This is a genomic window from Rhizobium sp. NZLR1 (genome assembly GCF_017357385.1).
Classification (GTDB): domain Bacteria; phylum Pseudomonadota; class Alphaproteobacteria; order Rhizobiales; family Rhizobiaceae; genus Rhizobium.
This window is the reverse complement of sequence record NZ_CP071632.1, coordinates 3,377,029-3,396,669: the sequence shown is the minus strand read 5'-3', so window position 1 is coordinate 3,396,669 and position 19,641 is coordinate 3,377,029. Positions and strand designations below refer to the sequence as shown.

General features: G+C 60.7%; 18 protein-coding genes. 12 read left to right on the top strand and 6 right to left on the bottom strand.

Annotated features, from left to right (window positions below):
* The first annotated feature begins 48 nt into the window (after positions 1-48).
* Positions 49-1,269, top strand: a complete 1,221-nt coding sequence (locus J3O30_RS16880) for an ROK family protein (RefSeq protein ID WP_207581409.1) — start codon at positions 49-51, stop codon at positions 1,267-1,269.
* A 579-nt stretch (positions 1,270-1,848) separates the two neighbouring features.
* On the opposite strand, the gene iolG is transcribed toward J3O30_RS16880, so the two are convergent.
* Positions 1,849-2,841: an inositol 2-dehydrogenase gene (gene iolG / locus J3O30_RS16875; protein WP_207581408.1), complete on the bottom strand. Its 993-nt coding sequence runs from the start codon at positions 2,839-2,841 to the stop codon at positions 1,849-1,851.
* 218 nt (positions 2,842-3,059) lie between these two features.
* Here iolG and J3O30_RS16870 point away from each other — a divergent pair, with 218 nt between their 5' ends.
* Positions 3,060-3,344, top strand: a complete 285-nt coding sequence (locus J3O30_RS16870; protein WP_207581407.1) for a hypothetical protein — start codon at positions 3,060-3,062, stop codon at positions 3,342-3,344.
* On the opposite strand, the gene J3O30_RS16865 is transcribed toward J3O30_RS16870, so the two are convergent.
* The gene (locus J3O30_RS16865; protein ID WP_207581406.1) at positions 3,345-3,812 is read right to left on the bottom strand and encodes a hypothetical protein; all 468 of its coding nucleotides are present in this window, start codon (positions 3,810-3,812) and stop codon (positions 3,345-3,347) included.
* 157 nt (positions 3,813-3,969) lie between these two features.
* Entirely contained in the window at positions 3,970-4,977 is a 1,008-nt protein-coding gene (locus tag J3O30_RS16860) for a LysR family transcriptional regulator (RefSeq protein WP_207581405.1), read from the bottom strand.
* Between the two features lie 271 nt (positions 4,978-5,248).
* Between J3O30_RS16860 and chvE the strand changes: the two genes are divergently transcribed.
* The 9 genes from chvE to J3O30_RS16815 all read left to right on the top strand — a co-directional run bounded on the left by chvE (position 5,249) and on the right by J3O30_RS16815 (position 15,020).
* Complete coding sequence (gene chvE, locus J3O30_RS16855) at positions 5,249-6,313, top strand: multiple monosaccharide ABC transporter substrate-binding protein (RefSeq protein ID WP_164015215.1); 1,065 nt, start codon at positions 5,249-5,251, stop codon at positions 6,311-6,313.
* 99 nt (positions 6,314-6,412) lie between these two features.
* Entirely contained in the window at positions 6,413-7,951 is a 1,539-nt protein-coding gene (mmsA, locus tag J3O30_RS16850; protein WP_207581404.1) for a multiple monosaccharide ABC transporter ATP-binding protein, read from the top strand.
* A complete protein-coding gene (gene mmsB / locus J3O30_RS16845) occupies positions 7,948-9,159 on the top strand; it encodes a multiple monosaccharide ABC transporter permease (protein WP_207581403.1) in 1,212 nt (403 codons plus the stop codon). Before mmsA ends, mmsB begins: the two co-directional genes overlap by 4 nt.
* Before the next feature lie 116 nt (positions 9,160-9,275).
* A complete protein-coding gene (gene araD1 / locus J3O30_RS16840) occupies positions 9,276-10,271 on the top strand; it encodes an AraD1 family protein (protein WP_207581402.1) in 996 nt (331 codons plus the stop codon).
* Between the two features lie 35 nt (positions 10,272-10,306).
* The gene (locus J3O30_RS16835; RefSeq protein WP_207581401.1) at positions 10,307-11,740 is read left to right on the top strand and encodes an aldehyde dehydrogenase family protein; all 1,434 of its coding nucleotides are present in this window, start codon (positions 10,307-10,309) and stop codon (positions 11,738-11,740) included.
* A gap of 62 nt (positions 11,741-11,802) precedes the next feature.
* Positions 11,803-13,542 carry an L-arabinonate dehydratase gene (araD, locus tag J3O30_RS16830; RefSeq protein ID WP_207581400.1) on the top strand — a complete coding sequence of 580 codons (1,740 nt, stop codon included), beginning with the start codon at positions 11,803-11,805 and terminating at the stop codon, positions 13,540-13,542.
* 192 nt (positions 13,543-13,734) lie between these two features.
* Positions 13,735-13,863, top strand: a complete 129-nt coding sequence (locus J3O30_RS33630) for a hypothetical protein (RefSeq protein WP_259671212.1) — start codon at positions 13,735-13,737, stop codon at positions 13,861-13,863.
* Between the two features lie 444 nt (positions 13,864-14,307).
* Positions 14,308-14,547: a cysteine peptidase family C39 domain-containing protein gene (locus tag J3O30_RS16820; RefSeq protein WP_246762680.1), complete on the top strand. Its 240-nt coding sequence runs from the start codon at positions 14,308-14,310 to the stop codon at positions 14,545-14,547.
* A gap of 26 nt (positions 14,548-14,573) precedes the next feature.
* Positions 14,574-15,020: a hypothetical protein gene (locus tag J3O30_RS16815; RefSeq protein WP_311043803.1), complete on the top strand. Its 447-nt coding sequence runs from the start codon at positions 14,574-14,576 to the stop codon at positions 15,018-15,020.
* Between the two features lie 107 nt (positions 15,021-15,127).
* Here J3O30_RS16815 and J3O30_RS16810 read toward each other — a convergent pair whose 3' ends face one another.
* From J3O30_RS16810 to J3O30_RS16800, 3 genes are read right to left on the bottom strand one after another with little or no spacing between them, the layout of a single operon-like run.
* A complete protein-coding gene (locus J3O30_RS16810; RefSeq protein WP_207581398.1) occupies positions 15,128-15,952 on the bottom strand; it encodes a transglutaminase family protein in 825 nt (274 codons plus the stop codon).
* Between the two features lie 12 nt (positions 15,953-15,964).
* Positions 15,965-16,906 carry an alpha-E domain-containing protein gene (locus tag J3O30_RS16805; RefSeq protein WP_207581397.1) on the bottom strand — a complete coding sequence of 314 codons (942 nt, stop codon included), beginning with the start codon at positions 16,904-16,906 and terminating at the stop codon, positions 15,965-15,967.
* Entirely contained in the window at positions 16,906-18,315 is a 1,410-nt protein-coding gene (locus J3O30_RS16800) for a circularly permuted type 2 ATP-grasp protein (RefSeq protein WP_207581396.1), read from the bottom strand. The genes J3O30_RS16805 and J3O30_RS16800 overlap by 1 nt, the downstream gene beginning before the upstream one ends.
* Before the next feature lie 402 nt (positions 18,316-18,717).
* On the opposite strand from J3O30_RS16800, the gene J3O30_RS16795 reads away from it, so the two are divergent.
* On the top strand, positions 18,718-19,614 hold the full coding sequence (locus J3O30_RS16795) for a DMT family transporter (RefSeq protein ID WP_207581395.1): 897 nt from the start codon (positions 18,718-18,720) through the stop codon (positions 19,612-19,614).
* Positions 19,615-19,641: the final 27 nt, after the last annotated feature.

Here is a 19,641-nt window from a genome sequence, read left to right as displayed (position 1 = left end):
TGCAGTGAGAACCGCGGGCGGAACTAGCAGGGGGAGAGGGCGGCATTCATGCTGACCAAGTCGAGCACGGAGCTGGTCCGGCAGAGAAACAGCGTGCTCGTGCTGTCCGTGCTGCGTCGCCACGGCGCGCTCGCCCATACAGAAATAGCCGATTCCACCGGACTTTCCTCGGCCACCATCTCGGCGATCACCGCCGATCTGGAACGCGCCCAGATTATCGAAAAATCCGAGCAGCAGGCAGCCAGCGGCCGCGGCCGGCCGCGCGTGCTTTTGCGCCAGCGGCGCGATTGCGGCTATCTCATCGTCGTCATCATCTCATCGGATGCGGTGCAATATTCGCTTGTCGATTATGCGGGCAAGCTGATCGATCGTTTCAGCGAGGAACGCTCGCATGATCCCTCGGGCGCGGCCCGCTTCGTTCAGGCGGTGCGCGCCGGGCTGTTGCGAATTCTCGATCGTTCGAGGATCACACAGGAAAAAGTGCTGTTGATCTCGATCAGCAGCAAGGGGCTGGTCAATTCCACAGAGCCGGTGCTCGTCTGGTCGCCGATCTTCGGCAGCGAGCAGATCGATTTCGAATCAGCGCTGCGGCCGGAATGGCAGGCCAAGGTGATCCTCGACAACGAGACGCTGCTGGTCGCCGCCGCCCTCGGCGCGCGCGAGGAGATCGTCAAGGGCGCCGATTTCCGCTCGCTCGCCGCCCTCTCGCTCGGCCACAGCGTCGGGCTCGGCATCGTCCGGCGCGGCAACCAGACACAGGAGATCTCGGCGCCCAATTTCGGGCACATGCTGCACATGGCGGGTGGCGGCCTCTGCCGTTGCGGCACACGCGGCTGCATCGAGGCCTATGCCGGCTTCTACGCCATCCTGCGCGGCGCCTTCGAAGTGCCGCTCGATACCATTCCCGCAAAATTCGTGCCCGTCGCCGAACTCGACAAAATCGCCGCCAAGGCCCGCCAAGGCCACCGCATCCCCGCCTTCGCCTTCCGCCAGGCGGGCCTAGCGCTCGGCAACGGCCTGTCGCGCATGCTTAGCCTGACCGAGCGCATGCCCATCGCCATCACCGGCCCCGGTACGCGCTATTACGACCTTCTGCGCCAGGGGATCGAAGAGGGTCTCGGCCAGTCGCATATCGTGCGCATGGAGGGCATGCCGGAAATCCGGGTGGTCGCCGATGAGCAGATCCTCGTCTTCGAAGGCCATCTCAACCGGGCACTGTCGGTGATCGACCAGGATATTGTAATTTCGGGGGGACAGGGTGGAGATTAGTGAGAGATCCTGCTGGCGCTTCGGCTGCGGCCGTGGATTGGAATGACGGAGGTTGAGGAGAGGGAACGGCAGGAGGCGCGGACTGGCAGGAGCGCCGCTGCATTCGTATCTGGCCATCCATCGCTGTTCTGCTGCGGAGGTCACCCCACCCAACCTCACCGCACCCGCACGCTGCTGAATTGCCTCAGCATCTCGCCTCCTGCCAGTCGCGTCCTCCCACTCTCCGTCATCCTCGGCCTTGAGCCGAGGACCCATGCCGCAGCCTCCGGCGAGGATGGGCAGGGTCGCATTTCCTCTTGTTCCCTCATTCCTGTGCTTGTCACAGGAATCCAGTGCGCCCAAGTCTTTGGGCGCGGGAGACGCTCTTCAAGGCCGATGGGTTCATTCACCGCGCAGACGCGCGGTGAATGAATTCCTGTGACGAGCACAGGAATGAGGGAGGGAGAGGTCGCGGCTCGATCCCGGTGCGTTGTGGCAGTCGGGATGACAGGCCGGTCTAGGCGCATTTACCCCCAAACGCAAAACGGCCGGGCAAACACCCGGCCATCCCACACATATCACCCGATCGAAAGCGAGCCGTCACCCAACCTTGACCAGCTTGCCTTCCTTCACCGACTGCACCGCCGCATCGGCAAGCGCTAGTGCTGCCAAACCATCGGCGCCCGAGGGCGAGATCTTCGTGCCCTTTTGGATCGCGGCGATGAAGGCGGCGATTTCGTTGGCGTAGGCTTCGGTGTAGCGGGTCATGAAGAAATCATGCAGCGGCGGGCGGGTGTAGCCGTCGCCGTTTGCGACTTCGATCGAGACCGGGCGCTGGTTTTCGGCCGCGGCCATGCCCTTTGCGCCATGCACTTCGATGCGCTGGTCGTAGCCATAGGTGGCGCGGCGGGAATTGGAGATGATCGCCTGCTTGCCGGATTTCGTCTGCAGGATCACCGAGACGCTGTCATAGTCGCCGGCCTCGCCGATCGCCTTGTCGACCAGCACGGCGGCGGTCGCCAGCACCGAGACCGGCTCTTCGCCGAGCAGGAAGCGGGCCATGTCGAAATCGTGGATGGTCATGTCGCGGAAGATGCCGCCCGAGCGCTTGATATAATCCACCGGCGGGGCGCCGGGGTCGCGTGAGGTGATCGTCACCATCTCGACATCGCCGATCTTGCCCTCGTCGATGACCTTGCGCACGGCCATGAAATGCGGATCGAAGCGGCGGTTGAAGCCGACCATCAGCTTGGCGCCGGTCTCTTCCACCACCTTCATGCAGGCCTTGACGCGGGCAACGTCGAGATCGATCGGCTTTTCGCAGAAGATCGCCTTGCCGGCGCGGGCGAAGCGCTCGATCAGGTCGGCATGGGTGTCGGTCGGCGTGCAGATGACGACGGCGTCGATATCCTTGGCGGCCTCGATCGCCTCGATGGTGCGGACCTCGCAGCCATAGGCCGAAGCAATGGCGTCGGCCGCCTGCGGAAAGGCGTCGGCGACGGCGACGAGCTTTGCATTGGCGTCGCCGCTGACGGCTTTCGCATGAACCTTGCCGATGCGGCCGGCGCCGAGAAGACCAAATCTCACTGTCATAGCAACCTCCCTTGAATTCGGAACAAACAAACCGAATTGCCAAAAATCTGGAATTTTCATTCCATTATCTGTGCGCGGCGTCAAGCCCGCGGCTCTTTCACATTTGCAAGATTCAAACTAAAGACAAGCGCCACACATGCCACCGGCAGTGTGACACATGCAAAGAGCAGTGCGACACATGCTAAGCGCAGTGTGACATATGCGACCGCGGGGTAGAGATGCAACTGATTGATCCGAACCATCCGGCATACCGGCGCCTTTGGGTGCGTGTTGCCATCGTTGCCGTCTGCTTCGGCTGGGCGGCGTTCGAGATTGTCGGCGGTGATCCCTTCTGGGCGGTGCTCTCGGCTGCGGCCGGCGCCTATTCCTTCTATATGCTATTCTGGACCTTCAAGCCGCAGCCAGAGGTCGCCGAGACGACCGCGGAGCCTGACGTTGGTGAAGAGGAGAAGCCGGCGGAGATATCCACCGTAAATCCTTCGAAGGACAGTAAGGCCGAGTAATCAGCGCAATCGCCGCAGCGCCTCGTCGATCAGCAGATTGGCGAGCATCATCCGCTTCGTCGCATTGTCGCGAAAGGGCAGGGCGACGCCGTCGGGGTGATTGGCGCGGGCGAAGGCGCGGCGCTTCTCGCTGAGCGTCAGCGGCGTGTCGGCAGCCGAGATCGCCAGCTCGGCGGCAACCTCCTGCGGTGTTGTCCGAGTCAGATGATCCGGCATGACGGGCTCAGGTTCCGGCAAAGGCGTTGGTTTGTCCACGATCTCAGCGGCCGCTTCGTGTTCCAGATTGTCGAAATAGGCCTGGCCGACGCGCTGCGAGGCGACCGAGACACCCTCCATGACATCGAAGGCAAGCCCGGTGCCGAGGCCGGCCACGCGATGGGCAGCGGGCGCCTCAGCGTCTTCATCCGTCTCGTCCTCCGCCTTCAGCCGCTCGAGGACTGATTGAAATACTGATTGTCCGAACAGCATCCGCCTTCCTTAAGTGCCCTCCGTTTTTCTACGAAACACGGAAGTGCTCTATCTTTTCAAACGCAATTCCGGACGCAAAAACCGCCGTCCACTTTTGCTGGAATTGCTCCAGCACCCATTAAAGGCGGGCAAGATGGCGCAGGGCTTGCGGGCCGCGTCAGCCCGCCTGCTTCAGGCTCTCCTCGAGGATGATGTCGTAGAGCAGCCTTGCGCTCGGCGGCAGCGCCCGTTCCCTCGCCGTGATCAGGCTATAGGGTTTGACGTTGATATCGAAGTCGATTGGCAGCATGCGCACGTCCGAGGCCTTGGCGCTTTGGCTCGCCAGGAACTGGGCGACGTCGGTGGCAACAGGAGCGATCGCGTCGGTTCCGCAGACGATGGCGCAGGTCAAAAGCAGCGAAGAGGTGTTGACGATATTTTCCGGCAGCGCCACGCCGCGCGACAGGAAAATGTCCTCAATCGTCCGGCGCAGCAGCGTGCCCGGCGGCTGGAACACCCAGTCGTAATCCCTGATGTCGGAAAGGCTGCTGGTCTTTTTCTTTTTCAGCAGCGGATGGCGGTTGCGCACGATCAGGCAGGCCCGCTCGATGCCGATCTCGGTCACCTCGAACAGGCGCGGATTGAGATCGTCGGGAATGCGGCTGATGATGAAGTCGTGGCGGGCGGCGAGCAGCTCGCGGGCCAGCACGTTGCTGGTCTCCACCTGGATATTGATCTCGATGCCGGGATAGGCCTTGCGCACCCTGTTGATCGCTGGCACGACGAGGCTCATGGCCGGCGCCGTCACCGCGCCGATGAACACTGGGCCGCCCTTGCCGCTCTTCAATTCGCCGATCTCGCGGCTTGCCTCGCGCAGCTCCAAGAGGATCTTTCGCGCCCGTCTGGCAAGGGCTGCGCCAAAGGTCGTCAGCACCACGCCGCGGGCGACGCGCTCATAGAGCGGCGTCTTGATGATTGATTCCATTTCGGACAACATGCGCGATGCGGCGGGCTGCGAGATGTTTAAGACTTCCGCAGCTGCGGAAATCTGTCCGCTATCTTCGATTGCGACGATCATGCGCAGGTGATTCAGCTTAAGTCCTGCACGTAAAAGGTTGTCATCGCCGAAACTATCGCTGTGGATATCGACGTGATCCATCAAAATGGGCTCTGAAATAATCGTCATGGTTGCAGCCTCCTCGCTGCGCTCCATCAAAAGTAATACTTTTTAACGATATACCAAAATTGTTATGCACGTTACCACTTATTCTATTTGACAGTTATAGGAATCCATACCAGTTTGCCGCCGTGTGCTGGTTGGCACTCAACACGTGTGAGATCGTGGAGGAGACCTACTTCGTTTCTCACCATCTGAAGTATCTATCCAATACGGAACCTGCCACAGTTTCGGGGCGGGCGATTTTTCGTCCGCTGCTTATTAACAAAGGGAGAGAGAAATGAAGTCCATTATCTCATTGATGGCTGCGGCTGCCTTCGGCGTCGCTTCGTTCGTTGCACCGGCAATGGCTGCCGACAAGGGCACCGTCGGCATTGCCATGCCGACCAAGGCTTCGGCTCGCTGGATCGACGACGGCAATAACATCGTCAAGCAGCTCCAGGCTGCCGGCTACCAGACCGACCTGCAGTATGGCGACGACGATATTCCGAACCAGCTTTCGCAGATCGAAAACATGGTCACCAAGGGTGCCAAGGTTCTCGTCATTGCTTCGATCGATGGCACGACGCTTTCCGACGTTCTCCAGAAGGCTCATGACGCCGGCATCAAGGTCATCGCTTATGACCGCCTGATCCGCGATTCGGGCAACGTCGACTACTACGCGACCTTCGACAACTTCCAGGTCGGCGTTCTGCAGGCTGGCTCCATCGTTGACGGCCTCGGCCTCAAGGATGGCAAGGGCCCGTTCAACATCGAACTGTTCGGCGGTTCGCCGGATGATAACAACGCCTTCTTCTTCTATGATGGCGCAATGTCCGTCCTGCAGCCTTACATCGACAGCGGCAAGCTCGTCGTGAAGTCCGGCCAGACCGGCATGGATAAGGTCGGCACGCTGCGTTGGGATCCGGCAACGGCCCAGGCCCGCATGGACAACCTGCTCTCGGCTAACTACACCGACGCCAAGGTCGACGCCGTTCTGTCGCCTTACGACGGTCTGTCGATCGGTATCATCTCCTCGCTGAAGGGCGTTGGTTATGGTACGGCTGCCCAGCCGCTGCCGATCGTCACCGGTCAGGACGCTGAAATCCCGTCGGTCAAGTCGATCATCGCTGGCGAACAGCATTCGACGATCTTCAAGGACACCCGCGAACTCGCCAAGGTCACTGTTGCCATGGTCGATGCCGTCATGTCCGGCAAGGAGCCTGAGGTCAACGACACGAAGACCTACGACAACGGCGTCAAGGTCGTTCCGTCCTATCTGCTGAAGCCGGTTGCCGTCGACAAGACCAACTACAAGCAGATCCTCGTCGACAGCGGTTACTACTCTGAAGACAAGCTGAAGTAATCAGTTAAGCAGGAGACCGGAGCCCGCGCTTGCGGGTTCCGGTCTTCGATTTTATGATCGCCAAACCGCTTGGCGGCTCAAGACGCTGGAACTTTGACTATGGACAATACCATCCTCGAAATGCGGAGCATCACCAAGACGTTCCCAGGCGTCAAGGCGCTGGAGAATGTGAACCTCAAGGTTCGCAAGGGCGAAATTCACGCGTTGGTAGGCGAAAACGGGGCCGGCAAATCGACCCTGATGAAAGTGCTATCAGGCGTCTATCCGACAGGAAGCTATGAAGGCGACATCGTCTATGAAGGCGAGACGCGCAACTTCAAGGTCCTGAAGAATTCCGAAGAAATCGGCATCGTCATCATCCACCAGGAACTGGCGCTCGTGCCGTTGCTGTCGATCGGCGAGAACATCTTCCTCGGCAACGAGAATGCCAAGAGCGGCGTCATTAGCTGGGACGAGACGTTCAACCGCACCAAGCAGCTGCTCAAGAAGGTAGGCCTCTCGGAATCTCCGAACACGCTGGTCACCGACATCGGCGTCGGCAAGCAGCAGCTCGTCGAGATCGCCAAGGCGCTGTCGAAGAGCGTCAAGCTGCTCATCCTCGACGAACCCACCGCCTCGCTCAACGAAAGCGATTCCGACGCGCTGCTCACGCTGCTGATGGAATTCCGCAATCAGGGCATCACGTCGATCATCATTTCCCACAAGCTGAACGAAATCCGCAAGGTCGCCGACCAGATCACCGTGCTCCGCGACGGCATGACCGTCAAGACTCTCGACTGTCACGCGGACGAAATCAGCGAAGACATCATCATCCGCAACATGGTCGGCCGCGATCTCGAGGATCGCTATCCCCCGCGTTCGGTGCCGATCGGCGAAACCATCCTCGAAGTGAAGAACTGGAATTGCTATCATCAGCAGCACCGCGACCGTCAGGTCCTGCACGATATCAACGTCACCGTCCGCAAGGGCGAAGTCGTCGGTATCGCCGGTCTGATGGGTGCCGGGCGCACCGAATTCGCCATGAGCCTGTTCGGCAAGGCCTATGGGCACAAAGTTTCGGGCGACGTGCTGATGCACGGCAAGCCGGTCGACGTCAGCACCGTGCGCAAGGCGATCGACGCAGGTCTTGCCTATGTCACCGAAGACCGCAAACAGCTCGGCCTCGTGCTCAACGACACGATCCTGCACAACACGACGCTGGTCAATCTGAAGGCCGTGTCGAATGCGTCGGTCATCGACAGCGTCAAGGAATCCAAGGTCGCGTCCGACTATCGCTCGAAGTTGCGCATCCGCTCTTCCAGCATCTTCCAGGAAGCGGTCAATCTGTCCGGCGGCAACCAGCAGAAGGTGGTGCTGTCGAAGTGGCTGTTCTCCAATCCCGATGTTTTGATCCTTGACGAGCCGACGCGCGGCATCGATGTGGGTGCAAAATACGAAATCTATACTATCATCAATCAGCTCGCGGCTGACGGCAAAGCCGTTCTGATGATCTCGTCGGAAATGCCGGAACTTCTTGGCACCTGCGACCGCATCTACGTCATGAATGAAGGGCGTATCGTTGCGGAACTGCCGAAGGGAGAAGCGAGCCAGGAAACCATCATGCGCGCCATCATGCGCTCAGGAGAGAAGAAACAATGACGCCGATCAACCAACCCATCGCTGAGCAAGGGCGTGTCGTCTCGATCGGAGACTACGTTCGCGGCAACATCCGGGAATACGGCATGTTCATCGCGCTGATCGCGATCATGGTGTTCTTCCAGATTTCGACCGGCGGCGTTCTCTTCAGGCCGCTCAACCTGACCAACATCATTCTGCAGAACTCGTTCATCGTCATCATGGCGCTCGGCATGCTGCTCATCATCGTCGCCGGCCATATCGATCTTTCGGTCGGCTCCGTCGTCGGTTTCATCGGCGCCATCGCCGGCGTGATGACGGTGCAATGGCACGTCAACTATGTCGTCGCGGCGATCGTCTGTCTTGCCATGGGCGCGCTTGTCGGCGGCATCCAGGGCTATTTCGTCGCTTATCACAAGATCCCGGCCTTCATCGTCACGCTCGCCGGCATGCTGGTCTTCCGCGGCCTGACGCTGTTCGTAATGACGGCTTCGGGGACCGGCACCAGCATCGGTCCTTTCCCGCCGGAGTTCCAGTTGATCAGCATCGGCTTCCTGCCGAACCTTGTCGCACTGGGCGGCATCAATTCGACCTCGATCATTCTGACCGTCGTCGGCGCCGTCGCGCTGTTCTATCTGGCGTGGCGCAAGCGGCTGTCGAACGAGAAGCACGGCAATGACGTCGAACCTTTGGGCTTCTTCCTCGCCCAGAACGCCCTCGTCAGTCTTGCCATTCTCGGGCTCGGCTGGCAGTTGTCGATCTATCGCGGCTTCCCGAACGTGTTGGTCATCATGCTCGCGCTGGTTGTCGCCTACGCCTTCATTACCCGTCGCACGACGATCGGCCGCCGCATCTACGCCATGGGCGGCAATGAGAAGGCGACCAAGCTTTCCGGTATCAACACCGAGCGGCTGACCTTCCTGACCTTCGCCAACATGGGCCTGCTTGCCGGCCTCGCCGGGCTGATCGTCGCGCTGCGCCTCAATTCGGCGACGGCCAAGGGCGGCTTCGGCCTTGAGCTGGACGTGATCGCCGCCTGCTTCATCGGCGGTGCATCGGCCCAGGGCGGCGTCGGCAAGGTGACCGGTGCGGTCATCGGCGCCTTGATCATGGGCATCATGAACAATGGCATGTCGATCCACGGCCTCGGCACCGACTCGCAGCAGATGGTCAAGGGCGCGGTGCTTCTCGCTGCCGTGTTCTTCGACGTCTACAACAAGAACAAGGGCTGAGCGCCAGAGCGCAGCCCAGGCATTCGCAGTCATAAGAAAGATGGATTCCGGCTCCTGATGGAGCCGGACAGGCGGAGCTTTTCTTAGTCTTCGCCGGAACGAGAAGGATCGAAGTCGTGCTTATTTCCCAGATCAAGGGTGCCAACGGAGAGATCGTCGTCGCCGTGCGCGAGCAGGGCGGCGCAGCCAAGTCCGTCAACAATGCCGGCAGCGTCTATGCGCTGGCGATGGAAGCCGCCGACGGCGGCAAGTCGCTTGCCGCGGTTATCGAGGCCCATGGTTACGGCGATGCCGTCGATCTTGAAAAGGCCTATGTGGACGGCCGCTTCCTGCCGCCGATCACCCATCCCGACGCCGCCCATCTGCATCTGACCGGCACCGGCCTAACGCATCTCGGATCGGCGGCCACCCGCGATTCCATGCACAAGAAGACCACCGAGGCGGCCGAGGAAACGCTGACCGACTCGATGAAGATGTTCAAGATGGGCCTCGAGAATGGCAAGCCGAAATCCGGCGAAAAGGGCGTGCAGCCGGAATGGTTCTATAAGGGCAACGGCTACGGCGCTGCTGCCCCCGGCGCGCCGCTGATCTCGCCGTCCTTCGCGCTCGACGGTGGTGAAGAGCCTGAAATGGCTGGCATTTACGTCATCGCCACCGACGGCTCGCCGTTCCGCATCGGCTTTGCCCTGTCGAACGAGTTTTCGGACCACGTCACCGAACGGATCAACTATCTCTATCTGGCCCACTCCAAACTGCGCCCGGCCGCCTATGGTCCGGAAATCCGCATCGGGCCCGCACCCGACGATATCCGCGGCACCTCGCGCATCAAGCGCGGCGACAAGGTGATCTTCGAAAAGCCCTTCCTGTCGGGTGAAGCGAACATGTCGCACACCTTCGCCAATCTGGAATATCACCACTTCAAATACGGCCTCTTCCGTGCACCGGGCGATGTCCATGTCCATATGTTCGGCACGGCGACGCTGTCTTTTGCCGACGGCATCAAGGCGGAAGAGGGCGATGTCTTCGAAATCGAAGTCGCCGAATTCGGTCTGCCGCTGCGCAATCCGCTGAAGGTGGCCGCCGAAGAAGAGATTGCCGTCAAGCAACTCTGAATTCTCATAGACGGTAAAGGAGGCTTGTTAAGCCCATGACCATTTATCAAAACCTGATCGCCGGCGAATGGGTCGGCTCGAACGCGACGAAGAACATCAACCCGTCGGATACCAACGAAGTCGTCGGCCTTTATGCCGACGGCAGCGCCGAAGACACCAAGAACGCCATCGCCGCCGCCAAGGCCGCTTTCCCGGCTTGGTCGCGCTCCGGCATCTGGGAACGCCACGTCATCCTGAAGAAGGCCGGCGACGAGATCATGGCGCGCAAGGACGAGCTGGGCGCGCTGCTTGCCCGCGAGGAAGGCAAGACGCTGCCGGAAGCCACCGGCGAAGTCATCCGCGCTTCGCAGATCTTCGAATTCTTCGCAGGCGAAGCCCTGCGGCTGGCCGGCGAGGTCATCCCGTCGGTGCGCCCGAACATCGGTGTCGAGATCACCCGCGAGGCGCTCGGGGTCATCGGCATCATCACGCCGTGGAACTTCCCGATCGCCATTCCCGCCTGGAAGATCGCGCCGGCACTCTGCTACGGCAACACTGTCGTCTTCAAGCCGGCCGAACTGGTGCCCGCCTGTTCCTGGGCGATCGTCGACATTCTCAATCGCGCCGGCCTGCCGAAGGGCGTCTTGAACCTGGTCATGGGCAAGGGCTCGGTCGTCGGCCAGGCCATGCTCGAAAGCCCGGACGTTCACGGCATCACCTTCACCGGTTCCACCGGCACCGGCCGCCGCGTGGCCGCCGCTTCCATCGAGCATAACCGCAAGTTCCAGCTGGAGATGGGCGGCAAGAACCCGATGGTCGTGCTCGATGATGCCGATCTTTCCGTCGCCGTCGAGGCCGCCGCCAATTCCGGCTTCTTCTCCACAGGCCAGCGCTGCACGGCATCCTCGCGCCTGATCGTCACCGAAGGCATCCACGACAAGTTCGTTGCTGCTTTGACCGACAAGCTGAAGACGCTGGTCGTCGACAATGCGCTGAAGGCAGGCACTCATATCGGCCCAGTCGTCGATGAGCGGCAGCTGAAGACCGATACCGACTATATCGAGATCGGCAAGAAGGAAGGCGCCAAACTCGCCTTCGGCGGTGAAGTGGTTTCCCGCGACACGCCCGGCTTCTACCTGCAGCCGACGCTGTTTACCGAAGCGACCAACCAGATGCGCATTTCGCGCGAAGAGATCTTCGGACCTGTGGTCTCGGTGATCCGGGTCAAGGATTACGATGAGGCCCTGGCAACATCGAACGACACGCCGTTCGGCCTTTCGGCCGGCATCGCCACGACCAGCCTGAAACATGCGACGCACTTCAAGCGCAATGCCGAGGCCGGCATGGTGATGGTCAACCTGCCGACGGCGGGTGTCGATTTCCATGTGCCGTTCGGCGGCCGCAAGGGCTCGTCCTATGGCCCGCGTGAGCAGGGCAAGTACGCGAGCGAATTCTACACAACCGTCAAAACCGCCTACACGCTGGCTTAAAACAAAGCGCGATGATCCGGGCCGTACGAGGCGGCCCGGCAATCACCTGAAGGACAGAGACAATGAAGAAGAAAGCCGAATGGCCGCGCAGGCTGAGGTCGCAGGAATGGTACGGCGGCACGAGCCGCGACGTGATTTACCACCGCGGCTGGCTTAAGAACCAGGGTTACCCGCACGACCTGTTCGACGGCCGGCCGGTGATCGGCATCCTCAACACATGGTCGGATATGACACCGTGCAACGGCCATCTGAGAGAGCTCGCCGAGAAGGTGAAGGCGGGCGTCTGGGAGGCCGGCGGCTTCCCGCTCGAGGTGCCGGTGTTCTCGGCATCCGAAAATACCTTCCGCCCGACCGCGATGATGTACCGCAACCTTGCCGCGCTGGCGGTGGAGGAGGCAATCCGCGGTCAGCCGATGGATGGCTGCGTGTTGCTGGTCGGCTGCGACAAGACCACACCGTCGCTTATCATGGGGGCTGCGTCCTGCGACCTGCCGTCGATCGTCGTCACCGGCGGGCCGATGCTGAACGGCTATTTCCGCGGTGAACGCGTCGGCTCCGGCACGCATCTGTGGAAATTTTCCGAAATGGTGAAGGCCGGCGAGATGACGCAGGCTGAATTCCTTGAGGCGGAAGCCTCGATGAGCCGTTCGTCGGGCACTTGCAACACGATGGGCACCGCCTCCACCATGGCTTCCATGGCTGAGGCGCTCGGCATGGCGCTGTCCGGAAATGCCGCGATCCCGGGTGTCGATTCCCGCCGCAAGGTCATGGCGCAGCTGACCGGCCGTCGGATCGTGCAGATGGTCAAGGACGACCTGAAGCCTTCCGAGATCATGACGAAAGAGGCTTTCGAGAATGCCATCCGCACCAATGCGGCGATCGGCGGATCGACCAACGCCGTCATCCACTTGCTCGCCATTGCCGGCCGTGTCGGCATCGATCTTTCGCTCGACGACTGGGACCGCTGCGGCCGCGACGTCCCGACCATCGTCAACCTGATGCCGTCGGGCAAGTACCTGATGGAAGAGTTCTTCTATGCCGGCGGCCTGCCGGTGGTGCTGAAGCGGCTCGGCGAGGCGGGCCTGCTGCACAAGGATGCGCTGACGGTCTCCGGCGAAACCGTCTGGGACGAGGTCAAGGACGTCGTCAACTGGAACGAGGACGTCATCCTGCCGGCTGAGAAGGCGCTGACCTCTTCGGGCGGCATCGTCGTGCTGCGCGGCAATCTGGCGCCGAAGGGCGCGGTGCTGAAGCCTTCGGCGGCCTCGCCGCATCTCTTGGTGCACAAGGGCAGGGCAGTGGTGTTCGAGGATATCGACGACTACAAGGCCAAGATCAACGACGACAATCTCGACATCGACGAAAATTGCATCATGGTCATGAAGAACTGTGGGCCGAAGGGTTATCCAGGCATGGCCGAGGTCGGCAACATGGGGCTGCCGCCTAAGGTGCTAAAGAAGGGCATCCTCGACATGGTGCGTATTTCCGACGCCCGCATGTCCGGAACGGCCTATGGTACCGTGGTGCTGCACACCTCGCCGGAAGCGGCGGTCGGCGGGCCGCTCGCGGTCGTGCAAAACGGCGACATGATCGAGCTGGATGTACCGAACCGTCGTCTGCATCTCGACATTTCCGACGAGGAATTGGCGCGGCGGCTGGCCGAATGGCAGCCGAACCATGATCTGCCGACATCAGGCTATGCTTTCCTGCATCAGCAGCATGTCGAAGGGGCCGATACGGGCGCCGACCTCGACTTCCTCAAGGGATGTCGCGGAAACGCTGTCGGCAAGGACAGCCACTAACAAGGCGAATTTCAAGATTGAAAGGCGGGGCATTGCCCCGCCTTTTTCTTTGCCCTTATACGATGAAGAGATGGCCCTATATTGCTACAAGTGTTGAGGAGATGTGGTCATGCCAAGACGGTTGGCGCAGCCGAGTTCGAGGCAAGGTCCCTGAACCTTATCGATCAAATGCAGAGCGACAATGGATCCATCGTGATCACCAAGCGCGGCAGAGCAGTTACCGTGCTTTCGCCGACACTCGGGACAAACGAACGCAAGAGTATTCTCGGTGCGATGAAGGGCAATGCCCTGCGTTATGACGATCCGCTGTCCCCGGCATAGAGCATCGCTCTTTTGTTCGGCCGCGCTCGCATCATGGTTTCCAAAGTCGGGAATGTGTTCTCGATGGTATTAAAGTAAGGGCTACCTGGCGGCAGGACCATCGGGTAGGCGCCTACACGCTCGATGGCATCTCGCATCCCTGCTGCCTTGTGGGTCGGTAGGTTGTCGATGACCACGGCATCACCCGCTTGAAGGCTAGGCGACATCATCCACCTCTTCGCTGTGAATGATGTTGAATCAGCTTCGAGCCGTGTCGTCTTCACGATCGATGCATCGCTCACGGGAGCATGGATTTGCTACTTATTAGTCACACTACTTCGAAAATACACCGAGTACAAAAATCCCGATGGTGCCAAACTTCTGCGTGAGCTACATGTCGGCAAACAGCCGGAACGAGTTCGGCAATTGCGACAATCCGCAACTTGAGGGGGAAAGTTCCCGCGCATGGATGGCATCCTTTCGCAGCATCTGGACTCCGGTCTTCGTGCGCTGTGCGGCATTGCTGGGTTCTATCGAATTGCCGCCGACCCGGCCCAGCTGCAGCACGACTTGGCGTTGAAAGGACGGACCTCCCAGGCCGCCGATATTCAGCGAGCAGCCAAAATCATCGGCCTGAAGGCGCGTGTTGTGGAGAACGTCACGGAGCAACGCCTTCGTGTCATGCCCGCGGCACTGACACGCTGAATGGCGGGGCAGGTGCTGACACCTTGATCGGTGGTGCGGGCAACGACACTTATATCGTCGACAATGCCGGCGACCTCGTCACCGAAGCCGCCGATAATGGGATCGACACGGTTCGCACCAACCTGGCGAGCTATACGCTTGCCGACAATGTCGAGAACCTGAGCTTTGCCGGCACTGGGGTGTTTGCCGGAACAGGGAATGCGCTGAACAACGTTATCGTCGGCGGCAGTGGTTCCAATACGCTAACGGGTGGCGCCGGCAACGATATCCTCACTGGTGGAGCGGCAGCCGACGTCTTCGTTTATTCGCCGAACTGGGGCCACGATACGATCACAAACTTCGTGGCAATCGGCTCCGCACATGACGCGATCTGGATCGATGACAGCATTTTCGCCGACTGGGCATCGCTTTTTGCGGCAACCAGCAGTCTGGGAGTGATGCAATTATTACAGCCGATTCCGACAACACCATAACGCTGAAGAATGTTGCTGTTTCAAGCCTTCAGTCGTGGGACTTCTTGTTTGCGTGACCTTCGCTTGGGCCTTGCGGCACAAATTCTGCCGGGGTGGGCTGATGCCGCTCAGCTCTGGCTCTGGCTTTGCATCTGGCCGCCGTTCTCGACCTTCACGGTGACCGACAGCGTTTCGCCCGGCGTGCCGATGCGCATGCCTGAAATCGGCGCGGCGTCGCGGTAGCAGAGGCCGGAGGCGACGCGGACATAACGCGTATCCGGGCAGATTTCGTTGGCTGGATCGAAACCGACCCAGCCGAGGCCGGGGATATGGGCCTCGGCCCAGGCATGGGTCGCCGCCTGTTCGACCTTTTCCGCCATCATAAGATAGCCCGAGATATAACGCGCCGGCACCTGCAGGGCGCGGGCGGCGGCGATGAAGATGTGGGCATGGTCCTGGCAGACGCCGCTCTTTTTCTCAAGGGCCTGTTCGGCCGTCGTCTCGGTGTTGCTGGTGCCGGGCTTATAATCGACCGTTTGGTGGATTGCTTCCATGAGCGCATGCATGCGGGCCAGCGCATTATCGCCGCCGACGTCCTTGATCAGTTCCTTGACCAGCTTGCCGCCCTTGGTCAGCGGCGTTTCGCGCAGGAAAAGCCAAAGTGGGCAGAAGCCGGTATGCGGGCCGGTGACACCGTTGTTATCCGCCGTCTCGACCTCACCTTCGGCCAGAATGCGCGTCACGTCCTGCTCGCCTTCCAGCGAGACCAGGTTGACGTGATTGCCGTACTGGTCGTCATATTCCACCTCGGGGGTGGCGCCCTCGACGTTCAGCGACCAGCCGAGCACCTTCTGGGCGGGGCTCGTCGGCGGCGTCAGTCTGAGCCGCTGCAGCGAGAACTGCGCCGGTTCGTCGTAGCGATATTCGGTGAGGTGGCTGATTTTCAGTCTCATGTTCTGATCCGCTTAAACGTAGAACCGGTAGCCGTTGGAAATCTCGGCGCCGAGCTGATTGTTGCGCGAGACGAAATCCTCCAGGAACTCATGCAGGCCCTGATCCATGATATCGCGGATCGCCCGCGTCTGCAGCGTGGTGCGGATCGCATCGGCGGTATCGTGGGCAGGCAGCCGCTCCTCGTAATCCTGGGCGAGATAGCCGAGATTGCTGACGATCTTCTCGTAACAATAGGCGAGTGAGCGCGGCATCTGGACGTTCAGGGTCAGGAAGTCGGCAATGTTCATGGCGCGGTATTCGCCGTCATAGGCCCAGCTATAGGCGCGGTGGGCGGAGACCGAGCGCAGGATCGATTCCCATTGCACGTTGTCGAGAGAGGAGCCGACGGCCGAGACCGAGGGCAGCAGCACGTAATATTTCACGTCGAGGATACGGCTGGTATTGTCGGCCCGCTCGATGAAGGTGCCGATGCGGGCGAAATTATAGAGTTCGTTGCGTAGCGTCGAACCATGGAAAGCGCCGCGGATCAGGCCGGCGCGGCGCTTGATGGCGTCGATCACCTCCGGCATTTCGGCCGGCTTGACGCGTTTTTCGAGGAGCGACTTCAGGTCGATCCAGCATTCGTTGGTCGCTTCCCAAGTCTCCCGCGTCAGCGCGGTGCGCACCATGCGGGCGTTGTTGCGGCCGGAGTCGATGCAGGACATGACGCTCGACGGGTTGGCGCGATCGCGCAGGAGATAGTCGATCGCGTCGGCGTTGGTCAGCTTCGCATGGCCCTCGTCATAGGCCTCGCGTACGCCGGCACTTTGCAGCACGCCATCCCAGTTGTCGTCGCCGGCGCTGCTGCGGGTCAGCGACATGCGTAGCCCGGCATCGACAAGGCGGGCGATATTTTCGGCGCGCTCGATGTAGCGGAACATCCAGTAGAGGCCGTTTGCGGTTCTTCCGAGCATCAGTCCTCCAATACCCAGGTGTCTTTGGTGCCGCCGCCCTGGCTGGAATTGACCACCAGCGATCCCTGCTTCAACGCCACGCGGGTGAGCCCGCCCGGAATGATCTGAACCTTGTCAGATACGAGCACATAGGGGCGAAGGTCGACATGGCGCGGCGCAATCCCTTTGTTGACGAGGATTGGCACGGTGGAGAGCGACAGCGTCGGCTGGGCGATGTAGTTGTTCGGCTTGGCCTTCAGCTTCTCAGCGAAATCGGCGCGCTCCTTCTTCGAAGCCGTCGGGCCGACCAGCATGCCGTAGCCGCCCGAGCCGTGCACTTCCTTGACCACCAACTCTTCCAGATGCTCCAGCACGTATTTCAGGCTGCTCGCCTCCGAACAGCGCCAGGTCGGCACGTTTTCCAGCAGCGCCTTGCTGCCGGTGTAGAATTCGACGATCTCCGGCATATAGGAATAGATCGCCTTGTCGTCGCAAATGCCGGTACCAGGTGCGTTGGCGATGGTGATATTGCCGGAGCGGTAGACGTCCATGATGCCGGGAATGCCGAGCGCGGAATCAGCTCGGAAGGTGAGGGGGTCGAGGAAGTCGTCGTCGACGCGGCGGTAGAGCACGTCGATCGCCTCGTAACCGCGGGTCGTCCGCATCTTCACCTTGCCGTCGATGACGCGCAAATCCGAGCCCTCGACCAGTTCGACGCCCATCATGTCGGCGAGGAAGGAATGCTCGTAATAGGCCGAATTGTAGATGCCGGGCGTCAGTACCGCGACGCGCGGCTTGCCGGCGCAGCCGGGAGGAGCGAGGGACGCGAGGCTCTGGCGCAGCAGGTAGGGATAGTCCTCGACGCGCTGCACCTTGTTCTCATGAAAGAGCTCGGGGAACATCTGCATCATGGTTTCCCGGTTTTCCAGCATGTAGCTGACGCCGGAAGGCGTACGCGCATTGTCCTCGAGCACGTAGAACTGGTCCTCGCCGGTGCGCACGATGTCGGTGCCGACGATGTGGGTGTAGACGCCGCCGGGCGGGCGGAAGCCGACCATCTCGGGGATGAAGGTAACGTTGTTCTCGATCAGCTCGCGCGGGATGCGGCCGGCGCGAATAATCTCCTGCTTATGGTAGATATCGTCGAGAAAGGCGTTGAGTGCGATCACCCGCTGCTCGATGCCCTGGGCGAGCCTGCGCCATTCGCGGGCGGAGATGATGCGGGGAATGATATCGAAGGGGATGAGCTTTTCGGAGCTATCGGCATGGCCATAGACCGCGAAGGTGATGCCGGTCTTCCGGAAAATGTTTTCCGCATCGCGGGACTTGGCAATCAGATGCGCCCGGTCTTGGCTGTTGTACCACTCGAAGTATTTTTCATAAGGCGGGCGAGGATTTTCGTCCCCGGTAATCATTTCATCAAATGCCAAAAGTGCAGCTCCCCTTTTCGTTCATTTGAATACAACGCAAATGGCAATGCAAGAACCATGCGCAGTTCGAGGAAAAGATTTTGCGCTGCGGGAAACGGGTGAAAATCCGGGCATTTAAAGTGGTGCGGTGCGGCATGCCGGATAATCGATCTGCAGGCTTGCGCAAAATCTGAGCATTTGATCGTTTTTCGTTCGGTCGCCGTGGTTTGTTGGGCGCCGACAGAACCCCACTCTCCTCATCCTGTGCCTGTCACTGGGATGAGAAGAGTGGGGAAAGCCGGCAGATTCGTCCTGCAATCCCAACCATCAGCGCAATTACAAATAAGCATCAACGCTTCGACTTTGACTGAACGGCCGGGTGCGGCTATCAGCGCGACCAGCCCTTCTCTCGCGAGCATCCCCATGTCCCTCGATCGCCTTGCCCCCGCCGTTTTCGTCCTGCTCTGGTCAACGGGCTGGGTGGTGGCGAAATACGCCTCGCTGCATTCCGAGCCCTTCACCTTTCTTTCGATCCGCTACGCGCTGTCGGCGGCGGCCTTCCTGGGGCTCTGCCTGGCGGCGCGGGCGCGATGGCCGACAAGCCGGGCGACGTGGCTACGCGCCATCTATTCCGGTTTCTTCCTGCATGGTTTCTATCTCGCCGGCCTCTGGTGGGCGATTGCCAACGGCGTGCCGGCCGGCATATCGGGAATCATCGCGGCGCTGCAGCCGCTTTTGACGGCAATGGCAGCTCCCTTCTTGGTCGGCGAGCGGCTGCAACAGGCACAGAAATTCGGGCTTGGCCTCGGCTTCATCGGCATTGCCATCGCCATTTCGCCGAAGCTCCTCGATCCGGCAACCGCCGATCTCACACATGCCGCTCTGCCGCTGGCGATCAACCTTATTGCCATGGGGTCCGTTACCTACGGCACGCTTTACCAGAAGAAGCACCTGCAATCGGGCGACCTCAGGACCATCGCGACGCTGCAATATATCGGCGCGCTGATGCTCACGCTGCCGCTTTCGCTCATTTTCGAGCAACAGCATTTCGATGGCTCCGCGCAGGCCTATGGCGCGCTCGCCTGGTCGGTCTTCGGGCTGTCGATGGGTGGCGTCGGGTTGCTGCTTCATCTGATCCGCCGCGGCCAGGTTTCACGAGCTGCCTCGCTGATCTACCTGATGCCGCCGGCCGTCGCCCTTGAGGCCTTCATCGCTTTTGGGGAACCGCTGACGCTGCCGTTGATCGTCGGCACCGTGGTGGTCGTGACGGGGGTCTACCTGACGAACCGCAGGGCATTCAGCGAGCCTGCGGAAGCGTAGATAGCAAAAAGGCCGGGAAATCCCGGC